This window comes from Haloferula sargassicola, from assembly GCF_040362925.1.
In the GTDB taxonomy this organism is placed as follows: Bacteria; Verrucomicrobiota; Verrucomicrobiia; order Verrucomicrobiales; family Akkermansiaceae; genus Haloferula; species Haloferula sargassicola.
This window is the reverse complement of sequence record NZ_BAABRI010000008.1, coordinates 99,886-122,174: the sequence shown is the minus strand read 5'-3', so window position 1 is coordinate 122,174 and position 22,289 is coordinate 99,886. Positions and strand designations below refer to the sequence as shown.

Annotated in this window: 11 protein-coding genes; 5 read left to right on the top strand and 6 right to left on the bottom strand. The window is 63.6% G+C overall.

What is annotated here, in order from left to right; all coding sequences use genetic code 11:
- The first annotated feature begins 29 nt into the window (after positions 1-29).
- Together ABXH26_RS08545 and ABXH26_RS08540 are read left to right on the top strand one after the other, a co-directional pair.
- The gene (locus ABXH26_RS08545) at positions 30-1,400 is read left to right on the top strand and encodes a sigma-54-dependent transcriptional regulator (RefSeq protein WP_353566633.1); all 1,371 of its coding nucleotides are present in this window, start codon (positions 30-32) and stop codon (positions 1,398-1,400) included.
- 49 nt (positions 1,401-1,449) lie between these two features.
- Positions 1,450-3,999: a tetratricopeptide repeat protein gene (locus tag ABXH26_RS08540; RefSeq protein ID WP_353566632.1), complete on the top strand. Its 2,550-nt coding sequence runs from the start codon at positions 1,450-1,452 to the stop codon at positions 3,997-3,999.
- A 6-nt stretch (positions 4,000-4,005) separates the two neighbouring features.
- Here ABXH26_RS08540 and ABXH26_RS08535 read toward each other — a convergent pair whose 3' ends face one another.
- Positions 4,006-5,586, bottom strand: coding sequence for a glycoside hydrolase family 5 protein (locus ABXH26_RS08535; protein ID WP_353566631.1), 1,581 nt, complete (start codon positions 5,584-5,586; stop codon positions 4,006-4,008).
- Between the two features lie 24 nt (positions 5,587-5,610).
- On the opposite strand from ABXH26_RS08535, the gene ABXH26_RS08530 reads away from it, so the two are divergent.
- Positions 5,611-5,952, top strand: a complete 342-nt coding sequence (locus tag ABXH26_RS08530; RefSeq protein WP_353566630.1) for a Dabb family protein — start codon at positions 5,611-5,613, stop codon at positions 5,950-5,952.
- Between the two features lie 24 nt (positions 5,953-5,976).
- Here the strand turns inward: ABXH26_RS08530 and ABXH26_RS08525 are convergent, their stop codons facing one another.
- Both ABXH26_RS08525 and ABXH26_RS08520 read right to left on the bottom strand, forming a co-directional pair.
- Positions 5,977-9,792, bottom strand: a complete 3,816-nt coding sequence (locus ABXH26_RS08525; RefSeq protein ID WP_353566629.1) for an immunoglobulin domain-containing protein — start codon at positions 9,790-9,792, stop codon at positions 5,977-5,979.
- A 200-nt stretch (positions 9,793-9,992) separates the two neighbouring features.
- Positions 9,993-11,582, bottom strand: coding sequence for an MFS transporter (locus ABXH26_RS08520; protein ID WP_353566628.1), 1,590 nt, complete (start codon positions 11,580-11,582; stop codon positions 9,993-9,995).
- A 214-nt stretch (positions 11,583-11,796) separates the two neighbouring features.
- Between ABXH26_RS08520 and ABXH26_RS08515 the strand changes: the two genes are divergently transcribed.
- Entirely contained in the window at positions 11,797-13,830 is a 2,034-nt protein-coding gene (locus tag ABXH26_RS08515; protein ID WP_353566627.1) for a glycoside hydrolase family 172 protein, read from the top strand.
- A gap of 137 nt (positions 13,831-13,967) precedes the next feature.
- Here ABXH26_RS08515 and ABXH26_RS08510 read toward each other — a convergent pair whose 3' ends face one another.
- Both ABXH26_RS08510 and ABXH26_RS08505 read right to left on the bottom strand, forming a co-directional pair.
- Positions 13,968-14,789, bottom strand: coding sequence for a hypothetical protein (locus tag ABXH26_RS08510; RefSeq protein ID WP_353566626.1), 822 nt, complete (start codon positions 14,787-14,789; stop codon positions 13,968-13,970).
- A gap of 178 nt (positions 14,790-14,967) precedes the next feature.
- A complete protein-coding gene (locus tag ABXH26_RS08505) occupies positions 14,968-17,109 on the bottom strand; it encodes a glycoside hydrolase family 32 protein (protein ID WP_353566625.1) in 2,142 nt (713 codons plus the stop codon).
- Positions 17,110-17,223: 114 nt separating this feature from the next.
- Here ABXH26_RS08505 and ABXH26_RS08500 point away from each other — a divergent pair, with 114 nt between their 5' ends.
- Positions 17,224-18,384, top strand: coding sequence for a GntR family transcriptional regulator (locus ABXH26_RS08500; RefSeq protein WP_353566624.1), 1,161 nt, complete (start codon positions 17,224-17,226; stop codon positions 18,382-18,384).
- A 7-nt stretch (positions 18,385-18,391) separates the two neighbouring features.
- Here the strand turns inward: ABXH26_RS08500 and ABXH26_RS08495 are convergent, their stop codons facing one another.
- Complete coding sequence (locus ABXH26_RS08495) at positions 18,392-22,177, bottom strand: glycoside hydrolase family 32 protein (RefSeq protein ID WP_353566623.1); 3,786 nt, start codon at positions 22,175-22,177, stop codon at positions 18,392-18,394.
- Positions 22,178-22,289 lie beyond the last annotated feature (112 nt).

The window sequence follows — 22,289 nt, the reverse complement described above, 5'->3', positions numbered from 1 at the left end:
GTTCCCAATCTCCCCAGCCGCCCAAATCCATGGCAACCCAGGAACAAACCATTCTCCTCGTCGACCAGGATCACGACTTCCTGGACTGGGCGACCAAGCACCTGACTGCGGACGGGGTGCGCATCCTGCGTTGCGACAATTCGGACAACGCGGTCAAGGTCGTCGCCAAAACCGAGATCGATGTCGTCATCGCCGATCTCCAGCTCCAGCCCTTCGACGGCATGGAGCTTCTCGGCAAGATCCGCCTGACCTCTCCGGAAACCCTGGTCATCCTGACCGCCGGTTTTCCCAGCACCGGGCAGGTCATCGAAGCCACCCAGCAAGGTGCCCATGATGTGATGCGCAAGGAGGCGCTGCCCTTCGAGCTGCGGCCGGTGGTGGAAAACGCGCTGCAGGTTGCCGAGGATCGGCGCGGGGCCGAGCATCGCGAGTCCGAGCCGCAGGCGACCGATGCCCGCGTCAAGATCATCGGCGTGTCCCGCGCGTTGCAGGACGTGTTCAAGATCGTCGGCCGCGTCGCCCGCTCGGACGCGCCCGTGCTGGTCACCGGCGAGTCCGGGTCCGGCAAGGAACTGGTGGCCACCGCCGTGCACGAATACTCGCCGCGCCGGCAGCGGGAATTCCTGGCCATCAACTGCGGCGCGATCCCCGAGAATCTCCTCGAGAGCGAGCTTTTCGGTCACGAAAAGGGGGCCTTCACCGGTGCCATCGCCAAGCGCGAGGGCCGCTTCGAACAGGCCGATGGCGGCACGCTTTTCCTCGACGAGATCGGGGAGATGCCGCTCTCCGTGCAGGTCAAGCTGCTGCGCGTGCTGCAGGACGGCACCTTTTCCCGCGTGGGCTCCAACGAGACGATCAAGGCCGATGCCCGGATCGTCGCCGCCACCAACAAAAACCTCGCCGAGGAGGTCAGCGCCGGTCGTTTCCGCGAAGACCTCTACTACCGCCTGAACGTGGTGGAGGTGAAGCTTCCCGCCCTGCGCGAGCGGCCGGAGGACATCCCGCTGCTGGCCGAGTTTTTCCTTCAGAAAATCACCCGGAAAAATGGCATGGCCCGCATCCGCTTGTCGTCCGAGGCGATCAGCTCGCTGCAGGCCCACCACTGGCCCGGCAATGTCCGCGAGCTGGAAAACACCATCGCCCGGGCTTGCGCGCTGGCCTCATCGAACGTGCTCCTGCCCGCCGACCTGCCCCTCGCGGTCGCGCCGGAGCAAATCAACGGCCTCAACAAGGCGATCGACAGTCTGCTCGACCGCATGCCGTCCCAGGGCGGTTACAAGTGGCTGCAGGAAATGATCGCCTCGCGCGCCTTGGAGCGGAATGACGGGGATTTCAAGAAAGCATCGAAGATTCTCGGTCTGACCCAGGCCTCCTTCCGCGAGTGGAATTCGCAGGCCTGATCACCCGGCGGCCCTTGCAGGAACTCCGCGCCTCAGCCTAGCATCGGTCATGCGTTCGTTCGGCTTGTTGCTGGTCTGCCTGGCCACGGTGTTCGGGAGCCGGGGACTGGCGGCCACCGGTCCCGGCGACATCCCGGCCTACCGGCACGGCATCGAAGCGCTCTCCGGCGAGCTGTGGAGCGTGGCGGCCACCCGTTTCCGCGAGGCGCTGGCCACTCCGGACCTCGATCCCGAGGCCCGGCCGACCGTCCTGCTGCGGCTGGCGGAAGCGCTGGTCCGCGACCGGAAGCCGGACGAGGCGTTGCGCGTGCTGGCCGAACCCGCGCTGGAATCCGTGCCGGAGAGGAATTTCTGGACCGGCCAGGCGCAGATCGAGCGCGGCCACTTCATTGAGGCTCTCACCGCCTTTTCCAAGCTTCCGGAAAAATCGCCGTTGGATCGCGAGGCGCTGCTCACCCGGGCCCTGGTGCAAGCCGCCCTCGGCGATCTGGAAGGCTCGGTGGAGTCCTTCGACCGGCTGGGCCGCGAGCGCAACGCGCCGGTGCGCGCCTTGCTGCTGAAAGCCGAGACGCTGCTCGATGCCGGCCAGCCGGAAAAGGCCATCGCCGCGCTGCCCCAGACCGACGACCTCGCCCCCTCCGCCGCCAAGCGGGCGGCCTTGCTGCGCGGGATCGCCCTGCTCGATCTCGGCAAGGCGACCGAGGCGGAAACGATCTTCCTGAGGCTGTCCCAGCCCGCGGAGGCAGAAGGACAAAGCCTGCGGGATTTCCACCTGGCCACCATCCAGCTGGCCAAGGCACGCCTCGCCAACGGCGCCATCCAGGCCGCGGCCGACGGGCTGCTGGCCTTCATCCAGCAGAACCCGGACTCGCCGGTGCTCAACGACGCGTTTTCCACGCTGCTCCGCTGCCTCCCCGCCGAGCCGGCCCCGAACGATCCGATCCTCGCCCGGCTCCGCGAATGGGCGCCGGCGCCGCCCGAAGCACCCGCCGGATTGCTGGCGGAAGCCTCGAACGCCGCTGGATCCTGGCCGACCGCCATGCCGGATACCCTGGGCGCCGAGGCCCTCTACTACCTCGCGCTGGCCACCCGCCGCCTCGCAGTGCCGGATGCCCCCCTGCAGGCCCGCCGCCTGCTGGTCCGCCTCAGGAAACAGTATCCCGACCATCCGCTCGTCGCCCGCTCCCTGCTCGAACTCGGACGATGGGACCTCGAGGCGGGGCGCAAGGAGCAGGCCGCGGCCCACTTCGCCTTGCTGGAAAAGCTCGGCGACCACTCACCCGGCGAGCTGCGTGCGGAGGGGCTCGCCCTCGAGGCCAGATCGAATTTCGAGGATGGCGACTTCGCCCGTGCCGGCGAACTTTTCGACCAGGCCGCGGCCCTGCTCGACGACGACCGCGGACGGGTGGCGCGGCACAACGCAGCGGTGGCCCTGCTGGCCGCCGGGCAGCTGGAGGCCTTCGATCAGGTTTCCTCCAAAGTCGATGAGCCGGAGCTGGCCAGCGACCTCGCCCTCGAGCGCGGCATTTTCCTCGCCTCGAAACGCGATCCTGAAGCACTGGCCACGCTGAAATCGTTCATCGCCCTGCATCCGGGCCACCCGCGGATGGCCGAAGCCCACCTCCACGCCGCGCTCGCCGCGCTCGACGCCCTGCCGCCCGACCCGGATACCGCCCGCTCCCAGCTTGCCGAAATCGAGAACGACCAAAGGAGTTCGCTGCCGGCCGCCACCCTGGCCCTCGTCGAAATCCGGCTCGCCGAGGCCTCGGGTGATTGGACCGCCGCCGCCTCCCGCGCCGCCACGTTTCTCGATAACCACCCGGGTGATCCCGAACGCCCCACCATTCTCTATGAGCGGGGGCGTTCTCTTTTTCAGAACAAGGACTTCAACGAAGCCGCCGTGGTTCTCAAAACGCTGGTCGGCAAATTTCCGGACCATCCCGACGCCCCCGCCGCGCTGCTGCTCGCCGCACGAGCCGCCGCCAGCGGGGCCACCGACCAGTCGCGAAAGGAAAGCATCGACCTCTTCCAGCAGCTCGCCGGCATGGACTCACCGTTCCGCGACTTCGCCAAGCTGGAGCTGGCCGACCTCTATATCCTGCGCTCTGACCTCGACCACGCCATCGACCTTCTGGAGCCGTGGTTTGAAGAGCTCGACCCGAAGGATCCCTTGCTCGTCGACGTCGGGCTGAAGCTTGGCGAGGCGCTCTACGCCCGCGCACAGGAGAACCAGGAATACCTGGAGAAGGCGCTCACGGTGCAGGACCGCCTGCTGTCGCTGCTGCCCAAGGACGCGCCTTCACGCCAGGCGATCTTTTACCAGAAAGGTCTGACTCTTGAACAATTCGGAGATCGGGATGACGAAGCCCTCAACGCCTACATGGAAGTCATCGAACAGGCTTCGGAAACTCCGGAAGGCGACTGGAAGGCGATCGAAGACTGCGGGCGGAGCGCCCTCCGCATCCTGGAAAAGCGCGGCGAATGGTCCGCCGCCATGAAGCTCGCCAACCGCATCGCCGGCCTCAACGGCCCCAATGCCGCCGAAGCGCTGGAGCGGGCCAAGACGCTGCGGCTCCAGCACTACATCTACGAGGAGTGACGTAGCTCAATCCCCGGTAAGCGCGTCGATGAGCAGGGGCTCGCCGGTCTGCATGTCCACCACCCCGAAGCCCACCTTCCATTCCCACCATGACCAGGGGATGTCCCGTTTTTCCGCGGCGTCACGAACCTGCCGGGCATACCGTCGCCGCGATGCGGGATCGGCATCGCGCACACAGCCGAACTCGCCGAGGTGCACCGGTCGCCCGAAGTTCTCCGACCAGGCCTTCGCCTTGTCGAGGAGGCGCTCGACGGACGAGATCGACGACGGATTCGGCCGAGCTTCCGGGTCGCTGTAAGCTGCATACCAACGGGCCAGGTTTTCCACCGGGGCCTGCGCCGGGCTGGACGGAGGACCTGGAAAACGGATGTCCTCGACGCTTTGGAAGCCGACCCACGCTGCTTTCTGGTGGGTGAAGGGAAATGGATCATAACAATGAAAGGTGAGGATCACCCGCTTCTCGGACTGCGGGATCCAGAGCTGGCCGAGCTGGTCCGCCACCGCCCATCGCCCGGGGTCGAGAAACACGATCCGCTCCGGGTCGATGGCGCGGATTTCGGTGAGCACCTGCTGGTGGAGGTCATTGAGCACGCTCCCATGCAGTCCTCCCGTGGGTTCGTTGAGAAGCTCGTAGGCCAAGAGAGGCGACCACGCTTTGAAGTGCGCGGCGATCGTCTTCCATCCATCGATGAAATCCTGCCGATGCCCGTCGGGATCCTCCTCCAGCGCCTTGAAGCCATGCCAGTCGAGAATCATGTGAAGCTTGCGTTTCTCCGCCTGCTTCAGGACCGGCTCCAGCTCCTCGAGCAAGCCCGGGGAAATTTCACCATTCTCTATGCGGTGATGCCATCCCACCGGCACGCGGATATGATCGAAGCCCGCGTCCGCGATGCGGTCGATGTCCTCCGGTCCATACGGCACCCCCCACGACCCCACGGGGGCCTCCCAGCAATTCCCCAGATTGACGCCTCGCTTCAGGGCCGCGGCCCAGTCATGGGCAGGAGTTTTCCCGGAAACGGGATGCATCTCCGGACGATCGGAGGGTGCCGCCGCCCTGGCCCTGAAGCGGAGTGTCACCGGCTTGCCCCCCTCGACCGTGAGCTGCTGCACCAGCGGTCGACCCAGCCACGACGCGCCGACTTCGCGTCCCGCCAAAGGCCAATCCGCCGCTGGTGGAAAGGGGGCCCAGGGAGAAGTCCAGCCCTCGATTCCCGCGGAGAAAGACCCGTTGGTGACGCTGGATCCTTCAGCCTCAACGTCGTCCCACAGGATTTCCTGACGCCAGACGACGCCGGTGCTTTGCTCCTCCCACGGCCCGATGAAGCTCAGCTCGGCCTTGCCGCTCGCCGGCGGGGTGAAGCGAAGCGTCGCCGCCGTCCACTGCCAGGCATCGATCGGAAACGTGAGATCCCGCGTCTCGCCCGGCGGTCCCGGGTCCATCCACGCTCCGGCGACCGTCAGCGCCAGGTTGTCGATCACCTGACCGCCCTCCGCCATCTTGAGCTGCAGCCGGGCCTGCTCCGCCAGCTTCACCGGCGGCTCCTCCGCCATCACCACGCCGGCCAGGAAGACCATCAGGGATTTCATGCCCCCTGCTATCGTTTCGAGGACTTGCCGTCACTCCCGGACTCCGCTTGGCTGGCCGCCATGGAGCACCACGTTTATTTCTGGCTGAAACCCGAGCACTTGAACGAGGCCGACCGCGCCGCTTTTGAAGCCGGGCTGGATTCCCTGTTCACGATTCCGGGCTGCATCGGCGGCTTCTGGGGCCGACCGGCACCGGTCATGCCCCGGCCGGTGATCGATTCCACGTGGCACTATGGCACCTCGATGCATTTCCCGGACGTGGAAACGCAGGACGTTTATCAGGTCCACGAAACCCACGAGGCTTTCATCGGGAACTTCTCCTCCTGGTGGGAAAAGGTGGAAGTCCGCGACCTGGCCAAAGGTTGATCGCGGACTTCCGTAAGTCGTGCCTTACGGCATGACCGCCCTCAGGCGGGCAAAGAGCTTGCCATCGGCCGCGTTGCTCGCGGGGATCGCCACGCTCACCGCATCCGGCGATCCGCTGTCGTCCACCGTCACCGTCACGCCGTTCGCTTCGTTTGCACTCTCCGCACCGATCTCAACGCTGGTCCATTCCCCCTCCAAGTCGGAATCATATTCCAGAGCAAGAGTCGCCAGCCCGAGGCTGTCCGCATTGCGGGCGAAATCGAGCTGAAGGCCTCCTTCCACCGGCGTGGTCGCCACCAGCAGTGAAGAGCCATCTCCAGCCAGGGGATCGCCGCCGAGGATCCACTCGAGACCATTCGCGACGTCGTCGCCATCCGGGTCCTCATCAAAGCCAGCTTCATGACCGGGCGAACCATCGAGACCATTGCCTGCCGCCCAGGTATCATACGGTGAAGCCACCGTGGTGGAAGTCAGGGTCACCCGAGATGAATCCGAGTAGCTCAGGGAGAAGGTGTTGATCCCCACCGTCAGCGAGGCGCCTTGGGCAAGCCCGGCGAAGCTGCCTTGCAAGGTGCCGCCGCCATAGTCAATGATGGTGAACTTGGTTCCCGCGGGAATCAGGCCCGATCCGATCTGATGCAAGACGAGGTTTGCACCGGAAATATCCATCGCACCCGTCACCGTCACGCTATCGGAAAGTTCGATTTCCCGATCCAGCTGCACATCATACGTGCTGCCCGACTCCAGGGTGAGCTGCGAGCAGTAGAACTCCCCCGTGCCTTCGACACCGGGAGCAAGCGTGGCACCGCTGCGGACGGTCACCGGCGAGAAATCGCTCACTCCAAACCCGGCCAGCGTTCCTTCGGTGATATCCGTGTCGCCGCTGAAGTCGTTGTAACCGGTGATCGCCAGTGTTCCCTCACCCGTTTTGAGGATCCCACCTGCGCCGGCAATGTAGCCGGACAACTCGATGGTATGCTCGCCCGTGTTGATCTCCACATCTTCACCGAGACCCGTCAGGTTCATGTCGATGTCCGAACTCCAGTCCGCCAGCGCACCGATCATGGCCTCACCCACGTTGAACTCGTAGAGCGAGGATGCAGAGGTAATCCCCATGTCTCCGATATTCATCTCCCCGCCGTTGAGGTTGAAGATGCCGGTTCCCGTCGTCAGGAAGGCCCCGAGCTCAAGATTCCGCGCATTGAGCACCCCGCCGTTCTGAGTGAAGGTGGCGGCGATCGGTCCGAGAGCGATGCCGAGGCGTTTCGCCGGCATGTCGATCAGACCGTCGTTCAACACATACGACGCCACCGTGGCGGGATCGTTGGTGGCACCGACAAAGACATACTCATGACCCGTCGGATTGAAGGTGAAAACGCCTCCGTTCTGCACCACGGATGAACTCCCGCCATCTCGGCCGAACACCAGCGAGTCGTTGATGGCGCCCTCGACCGTCAGCGAGGCCCCGGGCTGAATCGTCACATTCGATGAATTGCCCGGACCGCTGCCGAGCCAGACCACACCTCCCCCGGTGATGGTGGTATCACCTGTCAGAGTGAAGTCGGCATGGTAGCCGATCAGCCCGGCGAAGGAGTTGGTTCCCTCCAGGGAAACATCCCCCTCCTCGGCAAGCATGCTGCCGGTGAAGACCGAGGTCCCCGTCAAGTTCGCTGCCAGCGTGCCGGCCTCCAGGGACAACTCGCCCCCGATCTGGTTACTACCCGCCATCGTCAGTGTTCCGCCCTTGACCACCAGAGAGCTCCCGGAGTTCAGGTCGACGCCGAGTGTCAATTCACCGTCGCCTGTCTTCTCAAGCCCGCCGGAGGTCTCGATCGAGCCGCTCCCTGTGAAGGTGTAATCGTTTGTCGCATTATCGACCACCAGTGTGCCGGTCGACACGTCTTCGGTCACATCGATGTCCGGGACCGAGGAGCCGGAATCATCGAACGTCACCGGATCGCCATCGGCGAAGGCCACCGCCGACGATCCGTCGCTCCAGTTCGGGCTGGTGAAATCCCACTGGTTCGCGGTGCCGTCACCGGTCCAGACGAGATCACGGCGACTGGTACCGAAGACCACATCCGACCAGGACTGGCCGATGCGTATTTCATCATGCTTGACGGTTCTCCCATTGACAAAGGCAGCCATGGAAAGGCCATTAAATGACATATCGGAGGCAGCGATCTTTGACAGGGTAGGAATTCCGGGCTCGGTGGCGGACACCGGGTTTTGATAGACGTAAACGTCGTCGTCACCGGGCTGGAAGTCGATGCGCAGGACGTAGAAATTCACGCCGGTGCTGCCGGGGCCGATGGTCGTGGTGGTGCCCCCGGTTCTCAGCCCGACGACGGGGAGATTGGTATCGTTCCCCACTCCGCCGATCCGGCCGGGATCACCCAGGTCATCCCGGTGAAATTCGAATTCGTAGAACAGGCTCGTACCATCGGGCTGTTGCAGGAAGCTGATATAGAGTGTTTTGCCGTCGGCGCCAACATTCCCATCGGCATCCAGAAATCCGGCGGCATCAAAGACGCCACCCGGCGAGGTATCAAGATAACGTCCGGCCCGCTGCTGGTTTAGGACACGGGAGGCGTTCCCGGTCGATTCGTCATCAAGTCCGTCGGGAGCGTTGGCTCCGGCGGAGAGGCTTCCGTCCACCACCAGTCCCCCCGCACCATTCACAGCGGCCCAGTCACCGTTCCACCCGAGCCCGCCACGGTCTCCCGGCAGTGTCCCCGAAGGATACGCGAAGCCATCGTAGGCAAGCAGGCCGGGAGGAGCCGCCAACACCGTCAGATTCGCCGCGTCGGTCGTCACGCTGCCGGCCCCGTTGGTGGCGGTGAGGGTGTAGTTTCCCTCGCTTGCGGCAGCCAGGTTCTCCAGCACGAGCGAGCTTGCCGTTTGGCCGGGCAGGACCTCGCCATTCTTGGACCATTGCAAGCTGGGAGCCGGCAGGCCGAAAGTGCCGGCGGTCAGCTTGACGCTCGACCCCTCGTAGCCGGTCACCGTGGCAGCGGGCTGCTGTGTGATCACCGGAGCCACGTCCGCGGGAGCCGCGACTTCTTCCCAGCTCAACCCGAGGCGTACCTCGTCGTGGGCCACGGTGCGGTCGTTGTCGAAGGCACCGAAGGAAATCCCGTCGAAAGACATGTCGGCGGCACCCAGACGGGTCAAGGTGGCGGTTGCCGGCTCGCTGACCGAGCCGGGATTCCGATACACGTAAACATCATCATTGCCGGGTTTAAAATCGATCCGGACGATGTAGAAGTTCACCTCGGTGCTGCCCGTTCCAATGAGGGTATGCGTTCCGTTGGGGGCCCTCAGATTGACATTGTCACCGCCTTGGTCGTTGCCGATGCCGGCGATCCGGCCCGGGTCGCCAAGATTGCCGCGGTGAAACTCGAACTCGTAGTATTTGCTCGTTCCGTTCGGCTGCTGGGTAAAGCTGACGTAAACCGTGGTGCCATCCGCGCCGATGCGATTCGAGCCGTCCACCAATCCCGCTGCGGCAAACGGCCCGGTGGAGGAGACATCCAATGCCCTGCCCACCCGCCGGGAGTTGATCAAGGCACAGTGGTTTCCCGAAGACCGGCTGTCATAGCCCGGGGCGGCGTGGGAGCCGGCCGTCAGGCTTCCCGGCTCCACATCGCCTGTGCCATTGTTGACGGTGATCCAGGGACCGGACCAACCGATGCCTCCATTTTGACCGCTCAGCGTGTCGAAGCCCTCGGGATAGTCGAATCCCTCATAAGCCAGAGGAACCGCGGTCAGTTCGTGAGTGATGAGCCCACAGCAGAATACTCCCAACAAGGCCGGGAAAGGCCGGTATCTCAATTTCATGGGTTTGAAGGGTTTTTCCATCCCCCCCGCGATGCCCGCTGAGCCGGGATCGGAGGACGATGGATGTCTCCCCTTCTGTTAACGGAACGAGGCCGGCATGGAGATGCCTGAATGACAGACCGGCAACGAATGCTGAAGTTACCGTTCGGAGAAGCTGGAAAGGAAAGCTGTAAAGCCCGACGCCGCCGCCGAGGGATGGCTTACGCCTTCCACATCGCTTCGATTTCCTCGAGCGAGCGGCCCTTCGTTTCCGGCATCATGAAGCGCACCCACAGCAGCTGGAGAAGCATCATGGCAGCGAAAAAGGCGAACAGATAGCCCGGTTCGACACGGCTGATGACGAAGGGGAACACGGTGGTCAAGAGAGCTGCGCAAATCCAGTGGGTGGAGCTCCCGAGCGCCTGCCCGGCCGCCCGCCGGTCGTTGGGGAAAATCTCCGAAATGAACACCCAGATCACCGCTCCCTGACCGACGGCATGAGCGGCGATGAAGGCCATGAGAGCCGCCAGCACCATCAGCCCGACCGGCCCCAGCATCTTGGAAACCTCCGTCTTGGTGTCGCTGGCCATGCCCTCGACCACGGACGGCGACGCGTTTTCGGGAAACACCACTTCGTCGCCGGGATACCATGGTTCCGCCGTCAGCGCGGTGAGCTTTTTCCTGGAAGCGGCATAGCCCTCGTCGAACGCCTGCCGGTCCTTCCCGGCCATGAAACGCTCGCCCCTTTCGACTTTCGCCAGCGTGGAGGCCGAGGCGGCAAGGTCGCCGGCCGCCGAGGCCACCTTCAACACCGGCGTGGACAGGAAGACCCAAGAACAAAGCCCCAACGATACGATGTAGCCGAAGGACCCGATGTAGAGCAACGCACGTCGGCCGATGCGGTCGATCATCCACAGCCCGACGAACGTGAACACGAGGTTGGTGAGCCCGAGGGCGATCGACGCCTTCAGGGTATCATCGACCCCCGCCAGGCCGAGCAGGCGCGGCGCAAAGTAGAAGACGATGTTGATTCCGGAAAACTGGTTGAAGACCGCGATCAGAATCGCCAGCAGGATCGGAGTCTTCAGACGCTTGGACCAGAAGCTGCCGCTCGGCCCCGCGATGCTGGCGGACTCCGAAACCTCGGAGCAGAGCCTCTCGATCTGCTGCGCGTTGAAGCCCGGATTGATTTCCCGGAAAATCCGGGCGGCCTCCTCTTTCCGCCCGGCGTGAGTGATCAGCCACCGCGGGCTCTCGGGCAGCCCGAAGGAGAGCACCAGATAAACCAGCGCCGGCAATGCCTCGATTCCCAGCATCCAGCGCCAAGCCACATCCATGTCCATGCTACGGCCGAAGGCGTAGTTGGACACGAGGGCGATGAGGATGCCGAACACGATGTTGAACTGGAACATGCCCGCGAGCTTCCCCCGCGAGCCGGCGGGCGAGATTTCCGAAATGAACATCGGGGCCGCCACCGTCGCCGCCCCGACTCCGAGCCCGCCGATGAAGCGCGCGACCATGAAAGTGTAGACCTCCGGCGCGAGACCGGATCCCAGCGCCGAGACGAAGTAGAGGAGACCTACCCAGATCAGGGTCTTACGTCGCCCGAGCTTTTCGGCCGGGATGCCTCCGAACATCGCTCCGATCACCGTCCCCCACAGGGCCATCCCCGTCGCGAGCCCGTGGGTGGCGGCATCGAGCTGCCAAAGCCGCTGGAAGGTTTCCTCCGCTCCGGAGATGACAATGGTGTCAAATCCGAAAAGAAATCCGGCCAAAGCCGCCGTAATCGACCAATAGATGAGCCTGTTCATGATGGGTTTCCCGATTGCTCGAATCGGTCTGGGGATCGAGGCGGATTCCCGGCCATCACGCAAGCCATCAGGCTGTCTCCGCACGGGCGATGCTTGGCAGCTTTGCCACGCTGCAAGGACAGGAACTGTTCCCCGCACCATTTCCAACGCGATATCCCGGGCAAGGTTTTGCTACTTCCCAGCTGCTTTGCAGACCTTCCGACCTTTCCCTGACATGAGTGCCTCCACCTCTCGATTGCTTTCGTTTCTGCTCGTCCTGCCCGCCGCGGCCGCGCCCATCGACACCGGACGGCTGCTTCGGGAAATGACCGACTACGACGCGGTGGCCCGCTGGCCCGGTCCGGCCTATCACTGCCTTCAGGCGAGCAGCCACGACCGGCGCACCACCGCACCGGGCGAGCCGGGGTGGTTCGCCAACGACGACCACACCCAGTATCTCCGGGAAGAGCGGAAGCACGGCCGCGCGGAAAAGGTCATGCTCGATGAGGATGGCCCCGGAGCCATGGTGCGCTTCTGGCTGACCACCGTGGAAAACAAGAGCGGTACGCTGCGCGTCTACCTCGATCACTCGGACGAACCTACTCTGGAGTTCCCGGCCTTTGACCTCATGTCCGGCAGCCTTGAGCTGGACCGCACCCTGCTCCTGCCCCATCCCGGGTATGCCCGCGAAGGCAATGGCGGAAACACGCTCATGCTTCCCGTTCCCTTCGCCCGGCATTGCAAGGTGACGTGGGAAGAAAAGGGCTCCGGACCCAGATACTACCAGATCAACGTCCGCCGCTACGCCCCGGGAACCGAAGTGCGGACCTTCACCCGCAGCGATCTCGTGACCTTCAGGGACGCGCTGAACGAAACCGCCACCCGTCTCGCCTCCCCGCCCGAACCGCCACGCACCGGCACCGCCCGACTTGAAGGACCCCTGGTGCCGAAGATTACAAAAACCCTCGATCTCCCCCCCGGCCCGGCCGCCGTTTCATGCATCCGTGCGAAAATCCCCGTCAGCGAAGACGCCGGCACCACCCGCCTGCTCCGCTCGTTGATCGTGAAGCTGGACTTTGATGATGAAACCACGGCGTGGTGCCCGCTCGGGGATTTTTTCGGTAGCGGAGCCGGTCTCAACTCCCTGCAAAGCTGGTACCGCACCATCGATGCCGACGGCACGCTCACCTGCCGTTGGGTGATGCCCTATCGCCGCTCGGGATCCATCAGCATCGAAAACCTCGGAGACCTGCCTGCCGAGGTCTCGCTGGAAGCCTCCACCAAGCCATGGTCGTGGGACGCAGACTCCATGCACTTCCACACCGCGTGGCACTCGGAGCACGATCTCGACACCCCGCCGGTGCGCGACTGGAACTTCGCCCGACTCAGGGGCAGGGGCGTCTATGTGGGCGACACCCTCTCCCTCTTCAACCGCATCGCCACCTGGTATGGCGAGGGCGACGAAAAAATCCTCGTCGATGCCGACCCGGCCCTCCGGCACTTGGGCACCGGCACCGAGGACTATTACAACTATTCCTTCGCCCCGAGGGGCATCATGCAGACCCCCTTCGCCAACCAGATCCGTGTCGACCAGCCGGCCACCCAGGGCCACAACGTCCTCACCCGGACCCGTCACCTGGACGCCATACCTTTCGAGCGCTCCCTGGATTTCGATATCGAGTTGATGTCGTGGAAAAGGACACGCCTCAACTATGCCGCTACCACCTACTGGTATGGCTTTCCCGGCATCACCGCCAACGTCACCCCGGAGCCCGACGAGGCGCTTGCGCCGGTTCCCACGCTCGAGGAAGCCATGAATCCACCGGCTTTCGAGGGCGTTTCCGACGCGGAGCTTCTCCGAATCGTGGACCAAAGCGACGGTCTGGTGACGGAGGTTCAAGACATGAGCCCCTTCGGATTCGACAGCTGGAGCCGCGGAGCCCAGCTGCTCGTCAAGGCATCGAAGAAAGGCGACTTCGTAACCATGGATCTCCCTGCGCCGAACGCTGGGAACCACCGGATATGGGTCGCCGCCACCCAAGCCGTCGATTACGGGAACCTCCGCTTCACTATCAATGGGAGTCCTTCCCGGGCCATCCACCGCGGCTTCGCTCCTGAGGTGCGAGCCGCAGAACCCCTGGACCTCGGCGTGTTCAAGCCGGTCGATGGCCGATACCGGATCACCGCCGAGGTTTCCGGCACCTCGGCATCCTCGGAAGGTGCCCGCTTTTACTTCGGTCTCGATTCTTTCCGGATGGAAAAGCCCTGAGCGGAAAAGGCCGTCTTACGCTCCGCTTCGCGAGGCCTTCGGAAGACGCTTCCGGATCGATTGCTTCAGCGAAAAGAATCGGCCGCCACGTGAACTCCCACGCAGCGGCCGACCCACCCAATACCTTGAACGAAAGCTCAAATCCGTCGGCGAACCAGCAGGAAGGGCAGCGCGCCAAGCGAGAGCAGCAAGCTCGAAACCTCGGGCACGGTGTAAACCGCCTGGAGACCATTGAATGGAGCCTCGCCCGACCCCAGGCCGTTGTCGTATGAGACCGTGATCATCCCCGTGGCATCTGCGACCAGTCCACTCAGAACCACGTAGTCGCCTCCCAGCGTCAGCGTGTGGGACACCGGGCTGCCCCCGTCTCCAGTGATCGTTCCCGTAGTGGTTGCCGTATGCAGACCGTTGACGTCGGTGACGGCGAAAGTGGTGTCACGGTTGTCGGTATCACCGGCACCGTAGAGATAGAGATCCACCATCGTGCCCGGGCCGAACCCGGTGATTTCCACGGTGCGGGGATCACCGAAACCGATGAGATAGTCGCGCATCAGGTTGACTGCATCGGTCGCCACGGCGCCAATGTTGGTCGATCCGGCGAGAATGCCGAAGGCACCCGTCCCGTCCGGACCGGCGGCATGGATCGTTACTCCGAGCGTGGTGGCGAGGCCTTGGGAGTCCACCAAGCCCGGAACGGAGACGTTGGTGGTCCAGAATCCGAATTCGCCCGGCGGACCGGTGAAGGCCGAATTGTCCACGACCGTCACTTCATTCCAGACCGTTCCGGAGTCAGGAGCGGCGGCGGTTCCCGAATACAAGGCCGTGACCTCTCCGTCCGGGTGATTGTCGGTCAGACCGAAATCAATGTTCACGGTCACAGCCGAGACCACCGAACCGGCGGTCGTCAGCAGGGGCAGGGCGAAGCCCAGCAGGCAGGATCTGGATGTCGATTTTTTCATGTTGCGATGGGGATTTTGGAAACCGACCACCCTCATCCTGAGAGCAATCGGCTCCTCATAAGATCGCCCGTACTGAAGGCTCAGAAAAAGGAGAATGGGAACGGCTCCGAACCAAGCTGCCATCACAAGTTCGTGATGATGTCAGCCCGCCACCACGAATCCCCCGCCTCCCGGCTCGCTATTTCCAGACCGAATCCAATGCGAAGAGGCTGAGTCGGTCGAAGTGGACCTTGCCCCCCTCGGCGATCAGCTCCACGGGGGGGGCCTGCTGCTCCAGATAGCGGGCCACATAGGTTCCATTCACGAAAACCTCACAGGTCCCCACGTCGGAAAAGACCCTCAGGTGCACCTTTCCTTCATCCTCCACCTGCGTCCCTCCGGCGCCGGAAAACGTCTTCGTCGCCGAATCCCAGGCAAAGGGCTCCCCAAAAATCCGGAAGCCGAAGCGCTGGGCATCGGTTGCCTCCAGATCAATGGTGGCATCGATTTCAAACGACTTGCCCTCAATCGAGGCCAGGCTGCCGAGGTCGGTGCCATCGGTCGTGATATCCGTGTTTTCGGCGATCGCTTTTCGGAGAGATTCCACCTCCTTGGACGGTTCGATCCACAAACGCGGTTTGCCATCGAAGCTGCGCAGGCGAAAATCCATCGGCAGTGACATCTGAAGACTGAAAGGCGCTCCGTGAAAGGAAGCGATGTCACCCCGCATCCAGCCGATGTGAACCCGCCGGCCGTCCGGGGCATGGTCATAGCTCTGACCGGCATAGACATTGCCCCAATAATTCCGCTGCGGCGCGCTGCTTGGCTCGAATTTGCGGCCGTCGAAATCTCCGATCATGTAAACCCCGTTCGCCCCCCATACGATCCAGCGAACCTGGTCCGGATCCCCTTCCAAGGGCAGCGGGAACAGGTCCGGGCACTCCGAGTCACCCGGGATCTGATAGGTGGAGGTCTGTTCCCAGCTCACCAAATCCTTGGAGACATGAATTCCGTATTCGCTGCCATCATGATAGAGCGCCATGACCCAACGCCGGCTCGGGTCATGCCAGAACACCTTCGGATCCCGGTTGCCGCCGATGATATGATCGATCACCGGATTGCCGGCGAACTTGCTGAATGTCCTTCCCCCATCGTTGCTGTAAGCCACTCCTTGCGTGGCCTTTTTTCCCGGCACGATGCTACCCTCACCCCAAGCGGTGAAAGCGAGGCCGATGCCGGGGTTCGAGGTGATCGGCAGGCCGCTGTGCTTCGGGGGCACGATAAAGCCCGAACCTGAAAACATCACCCCCAGCTCGCCCGGCCACAGTGCGGGCGGCCTCTCCACCCAATGGAACAGGTCATCGCTCACCGCATGACCCCAGGTCATGTTGTCCCAGAAGACGTTGTAAGGATTGTGCTGATAGCATAAATGCCATTTCCCCTCCGAATACACCAACCCGTTCGGATCATTGAGCCAGCCGCGGCGGCTGGTGAAGTGGTACCGGGGACGCCGGGATTCATGATAAACCTCCTCTTCACCGGGAAAGGTGTCGGAGAGCACCACCTTGTCCCACGCCGCCTTCAGGTCACTGGAAATCCGGCCTGACACGGTGATCGTCTCACCCTGCAGATTCGCCAGATCCGTGAAGACCCAGTGGTCCGGCCGCTCGGCCAGGGCCACCGTCGCATAACTCATCCAGCCGTCCTGGGAGCGGAATACGAATCTCCGGCTTTTGCCCTGATCCATCACGATGGGCCAGACGAGGTAACGCTTGTTCACCATCAGCTTTTTCTCCACCTCCAGCACCCGCGCATCGCTGCTCAGCCCAAACTGATCGACGCTGATGTGGCCCCATCCCTCCTTGCGGCGGTCGATCACCTCGATCCGGACCCGATCCCCATCGAACTTCGAGACGTCCCACGTGTGCCATTCGAGCTTTTCGCTCCCTCCGGGATGCACATTCGGCCCCACGGCCGTGAACAGCAGCTTGCCGGTTTCCGAACGCAGGTTCACGCAGGTTTCCCCCTCGAAGCCTCCGCCTCCGATCAGGAAATTCAGATACGGTCGGGTGATTTCGAACGCCGGTGAAACCGCTTTGCCGGTCGCTTCGTCGCCCCCGTGATAACTTGAAAGGTAGCCCGCGCCTTCGAAGCCGGAAACTTCCATCTGGTTCGGCAAGGAGCCCGTCACCGGAGCTTCGCCGAAGGCCTTCCCCGTCACTTTCCAGTCTCCGAAGCCGCCGTCGTCGAAGCCGGCCACCAGCACGTCCTCGGCACTCCGCGCCGGCACGACGGAACCCAGGAGACAGCCGGCCATCACGGTTTTCAAAAAGTGGTTCACGATTCTTTGCATGTAAGGTATGTGCCCGTTTTACGTAGAAGCTGGAAAGCGCCCTTTCACCAATCAGCCACCTCTTGCCTTATCAGGTTCAACAAGTTGTAAACCCCAAAACCCATGAAAACCCCCGACGCGGCCCGTCCGCGATTTCAGGTAATTGCAGCGCAGATCCGGGAGGACCTCGCCTCCGGCCGCTATGGATCGGAGGGCCGCATGCCCAGCGAATCCCAGCTCACCAAGCGTTTCAGTGTCTCCCGGCCAACCATCGCGCGGGCGCTGCAGGTGCTCTCCAACGAAGGCCTGATCGAACGCCGTGCCGGCTCCGGCACCTTTGCCAGGCCGGGTGGCAAGCTGTCAGCCTCCAGCAAGCTTTTCGCCCTCCTCATCCCCGAGCTGGGGAATACCGAGATCTTTCAGCTGATCTGCGGCGAGCTCGCCTCCCTGGCCCGCATGCATGACTACGGCCTCGTCTGGGGGAACTCGGAACACCCCCGGCTCGACTCCGAACTCACGGTTCAAAATGCCATCCAGCTCTGCCGCCAGTTCATCGACCGCAACGTGTCCGGCGTGTTTCACGCCCCCCACGAACTGGTGAAGGAAAAGGAAGAGGGTAACCGGCAAATCGCGGTCATGCTGCGGGAGGCCGGCATCCCCGTGGTGCTGCTCGACCGCGACCTCACCCCCTTCCCCTCACGCAGCGACTTCGACCTCGCCAGCGTCGATAACGTGGCGGGAGGTTTCATGCTGGCCGACCACCTGCTGAAACTCGGCTGCCGCCGGCTCCACTTCGTCGCCCGGCCGCTCTCCGCCCAGACCGTCGAAGCGCGCATCGCCGGCGTGCGCGAGGCCGTTTCCCGTCGCAACCTGCCCTGCGATCCGAACTGGGTCCACATCGGCAACCCGGAGGATCGGAAATTCGTCAAAAGCCTGCTCGGGCCCGCCCGACCGGATGCCTACCTCTGCGCCAACGACCACACGGCCGCCATCCTGATGCGGGAATTTCAGAAAATGAACGTCCGCGTTCCCGAGGACATCCGCGTGGTGGGTTTTGACGACGTCAAATTCGCCACCCTCGTCTCGCCCCCGTTGACCACCATTCAGCAGCCCTGCCGGGAAATCGCGCTCACGGCCTTCCGTGCCATGATGGACCGGGTCTCTGACCCGACGCTGCCACCATGCCACATGTCACTGCCCCCGCGGCTTGTCATCCGCGATTCCTGCGGAGCCTACATTCAACAGAGCCCCGCCAAAACCCACGACAATCCGTGGGCGAGCTGACGGCCGGTCAACCGGCCCGCCGGACGGCGAGCCTCACGAAGCGGCAGCGGGCCGACTTTTCCAGCCTCACCGTGACTTCGAAGGGCGGAGAGCTTCCCTCGACCGAAAGCGTGATTCCTCCGAGATAAGTGCCCATTCCCCGGCTGATCGGAATCGCGTGCCACGGCCCCGCGAGATCGTCGCTCCACTCCAGAACCAGCTCATCTCCTTCCAGAGGCAGCGCTCTGAGCTGGAAATCCAAAACCAGTCCGCTCCCCGGCTCCCGGACCTCCGGCGACGGAGCATCCGCCTGCCGGGGATCGCCACCCAACAGCCACTCCAGACCATTCGGCACGCCATCTCCGTCCGGATCCTGATTGAAACCGGAGTCAGCTCCCCGCAGGTCAACCGTTGCTTCCCAGCTGAGATAGGGATCGATGGCCAGGGCCTGCTGCCAGGTCGCTGACAAGCGCACCTCGTCATGGGCCACGGATCGACCGTTCACGAAAGCACCGAAGGAAAGCCCGTTGAAGGAGAGATCCCCCACATCCGCCATCTCCAGCGTGGCCACCGCCGGCTCGGACAAGTCGGTGGGATTTCGGTAAACCCGGACGTCATCGCCACCCGGCTTGAAGTCGATCCGCACCACGTAAAGGTTCACGGCGGTATTTCCCGGCCCGATCACCGGCTGCCCGCCGTTCGGCAAACGCAGGTGGACATCGTCACCGGAGCGATCATTGCCCACGCCCGCGATCCGCCCCGGATCGCCGAGGTGATCGCGATGAAATTCGAATTCGTAAAACAGGCTGGTCCCGTTCGGCTGTTGCAGAAAGCTGACATACAGCGTTTTGCCGTCCGCCCCGATGCACCCTCGATCGTCCAGATAGCCGGCAAGCCCGAAAGGCCCGACCGGGCGGGTGTCCAACCACCTCCCCACCCGCCTTCCATTCGGCAGATCGCTGTGTTGACCTTGGGATTCCTCCGCGTAGCCCTCCGGAGAAACCGCGGCTGCATCGAGGCTGTCCGCCACGAGATCGGCGCTGCCATGGTCGACCAGCTCCCAAGGGCCCAGCCAACCCGTGCCACCGTCTTTTCCCGACAAGGCCGCCGAACCGCTTGGATAGTCGAAAGGCTCATACGCCATTGGACCGGAAAAGGGCAGCGGCGATCCCGTGCTTAGCGCCACGTCGTCCACCAGAAGTTCCATCATGGCGGCCGGCGGGCTCGTGCTCATGCGGGCCAGATCGAGGACCAGAAAAACCTCCGTGCCGAGGTCTGCCGCGGCAGGCGTGAAGCTCGCGCTGCGGGGCGAAAAGCCGGCCGTCTCCAGCGTTGGCGGATCCCCCGATCGACTCGTGATCACCCGTGATGCGGCTTCTCCCAGAAGCGTTCCCCGGTTTCCCGCAAGGCCACCATTCACGCCCTTGCGGAAGGAAATCGTCAGCTCACCGGTCTGCGATGCCCCGCCTGCCTCCGTCGGGATCCGCGCGCCGAACTGCGCCCCTGCGGTCAGCGTTTTTCCCACATCTTCCAGACCGATCACCCCCAGCGATTGATAGATTCCGGCAGTAGGCGGATTGTCAGCCTCTCTCGTTCTCAGGGCGACCGCACCGAGCCCGTGGAAAGCGGGATAGCCCGCACTTTCCGAAAACGCATCCCCCGAATCGTCCAGCAGCTCCACCGCCTCATCCCACGCTCCGAAGCTCCCCCACTCCGCCACCGTGGGGCGGGTCGCGCCTGCCAGCGGAAGTCCCTCCTCGAAATCGGGATTTGCCAGCGCCCCCGCAAGGCCCGCCTGGGAATTCCATGCGGAATCCAGAGACTTCACGCTCAAGGCGGACACCTGCACATTCCCACCCACCGCATGAATGGAGGGAGTCTCGGTGCCATGGTCGGGACCCACGTAATGGCTGCCGAAGCGCTCACCGTCGAACACATAGGCCTCGACGCTCAGGCGGTCGAGCAGCAGGCGCAGCCGAACCTTTCCATCGCGCGGCATCACCGGCCCATCGACCAACTCGCTGACATTTCCGCCGGCATCGACGAAGGTCAACTGCCCGGATTCCCGTTGATACCGGATCGAGGTTCGCGGCAGGTCCATCACCAGAGCCTGTGCCTGACCGGGCGAGAACTCGATCGACAGATCCATCAGGTCGAGATCGCCCGCGCCCGAGAGCAGGTTCATCCCCGGCTCCAGGACCGTCGCTTCCGGCTCGAAGGTGGTCGTGACCAGCCCATCGATCTCCACCGCCGGCGTGGCACACAGGCGGATCCCCTCCGGCGTCGTCCGCAACGAAAGATCGCACGGAAACGACATCTGTTGATTGTAGGGCAGGCCGTAGGCGGCGGCGGAGTCCGGGCCGTTGGCCATCCAGCCGATCTGCACGACCCGCCCTCCCGGGGCCTGGTTGAAGGTCTGCGCGGCATAGAAATTCCCCCGGCCGGCATGAAAGGGACCCAGCTCGGTGGTGAACGAAGTGCCGTCGAACGTCCCGATCTCGTAGTCGAAGCTCGCATCATAGATCAGCCACTTGGTGCGGCCCGGATCGCCATCCACCGGCAGGGCCACCAGGTCCATGCACTCGAAAGCCCAGTCCCGCCGCAGGTCTGAGGCAAAGGTCCAGTCGGTCAGGTTCGGCGATGTGAAAAACCGCACCCTGCCCGGGCTTCGCTCAACCCACAATGCCATCACCCATTGCTGGCTCTGCTCGTGCCAGAACACCTTGGGATCCCGCTCGCCGACATCGAATCCCTGGTTCGGCACCACGGCTCTACCATGATTCCAGTAGGTCCACGTCACCCCGCCATCGGTGCTGTAGGCCATCGCCTGGTAAAAGGGATCCCGCATCCCGGCAAAGGTGAAGAACGCCACCAGGGTCTTCCTTTCCCCCTGCTGGACCCCCAGGCTGTTGTGGAGATCCACCACCGCCGTCCCGGAATAGATGGTGCCATACTGCCCGTCCACCTGGTATGGCAGCAGGGCGTGCGGCAGCTGCCGCCAATGCACCATGTCCGGACTGATGGCGTGTCCCCAGGTCATGTTGCCCCACCCGGTGCCGATCGGATTGTGCTGGAAGAACAAATGATACGCCTCGCCATCGAACACCATCCCGTTCGGATCGTTCAGCCAATGGCGGCGGGAGGAAAAGTGGAACTGCGGCCGCAGATCCTGCGTGTATCCCACCGCTGGCAGGTCCGCCACGGGCAGTCCGGGGGTGATCTCGAAGCCGCCATCCTCTCCAGGCAGCTCCTCATCACTGGCGCGGAAGTCGTCCACATTCACATGCCCCCACCCGCCGACCGCCTCGTCGAACACCACGATCCTCGCGGTTTTCCCCATCAAGGCCACCGCGTCGAAACTCACCGGCACCATCGCCTCGCTGTCATTGCCGGTGGCCATGAAGTAATCCTCTCCCTCACATTCGAGCTTCACCCCCACTTCCGCCGGCAGTCTGCCGCCGCCGATGCGAAAGGCGATGTAGCGGCGATTGATGACGAACGGCTCCGAAGTCAGCGTCCCGGTCGCCGCATCACCCCGAGCCGCCCCCGGGTTCCCCTGCTCCCCGTCGTGAAATTCAAAAGTGCCGATCCAGCGTTCGCCCTGAGGGAAGGCCGACTCCCGCCCCCGCTCGATCGGATTGTCCCCCAGGGTTGGCTGGGCGTTGTCAAACGCGTCGCCGACCGCCGTCCAGTGCTCGAGCGTTCCACTCTCGAAGTCCGAGTTGGGAAACAAGGGCGTGGCCGCGGCATGCAGCGGCGCGGCGGCAACCAGCATCGCCGACACGGGGCGGAAGATTTCAATGGGTGAAAGCATGGGTTTGATCGACCAAGTCGAAGCTCATTGATCCGACCGATCCCGCGGTGCCTCAAGCGGCAAGCCGCCCTCTGGCAGCCTCCCGCCTTACCAGATTGCGATGACAGGCACC

What these genes read in the sequence shown, in the direction of transcription:
- ABXH26_RS08545 (WP_353566633.1), top strand. Translation starts at nt 30, where the DNA reads ATGGCAACCCAGGAACAAACCATTCTCCTCGTCGACCAGGATCACGAC.
- ABXH26_RS08540 (WP_353566632.1), top strand. Translation starts at nt 1,450, where the DNA reads ATGCGTTCGTTCGGCTTGTTGCTGGTCTGCCTGGCCACGGTGTTCGGG.
- ABXH26_RS08535 (WP_353566631.1), bottom strand. Translation starts at nt 5,586, where the DNA reads ATGAAATCCCTGATGGTCTTCCTGGCCGGCGTGGTGATGGCGGAGGAG.
- ABXH26_RS08525 (WP_353566629.1), bottom strand. Translation starts at nt 9,792, where the DNA reads ATGAAATTGAGATACCGGCCTTTCCCGGCCTTGTTGGGAGTATTCTGC.
- ABXH26_RS08520 (WP_353566628.1), bottom strand. Translation starts at nt 11,582, where the DNA reads ATGAACAGGCTCATCTATTGGTCGATTACGGCGGCTTTGGCCGGATTT.
- ABXH26_RS08515 (WP_353566627.1), top strand. Translation starts at nt 11,797, where the DNA reads ATGAGTGCCTCCACCTCTCGATTGCTTTCGTTTCTGCTCGTCCTGCCC.
- ABXH26_RS08510 (WP_353566626.1), bottom strand. Translation starts at nt 14,789, where the DNA reads ATGAAAAAATCGACATCCAGATCCTGCCTGCTGGGCTTCGCCCTGCCC.
- ABXH26_RS08500 (WP_353566624.1), top strand. Translation starts at nt 17,224, where the DNA reads ATGAAAACCCCCGACGCGGCCCGTCCGCGATTTCAGGTAATTGCAGCG.
- ABXH26_RS08495 (WP_353566623.1), bottom strand. Translation starts at nt 22,177, where the DNA reads ATGCTTTCACCCATTGAAATCTTCCGCCCCGTGTCGGCGATGCTGGTT.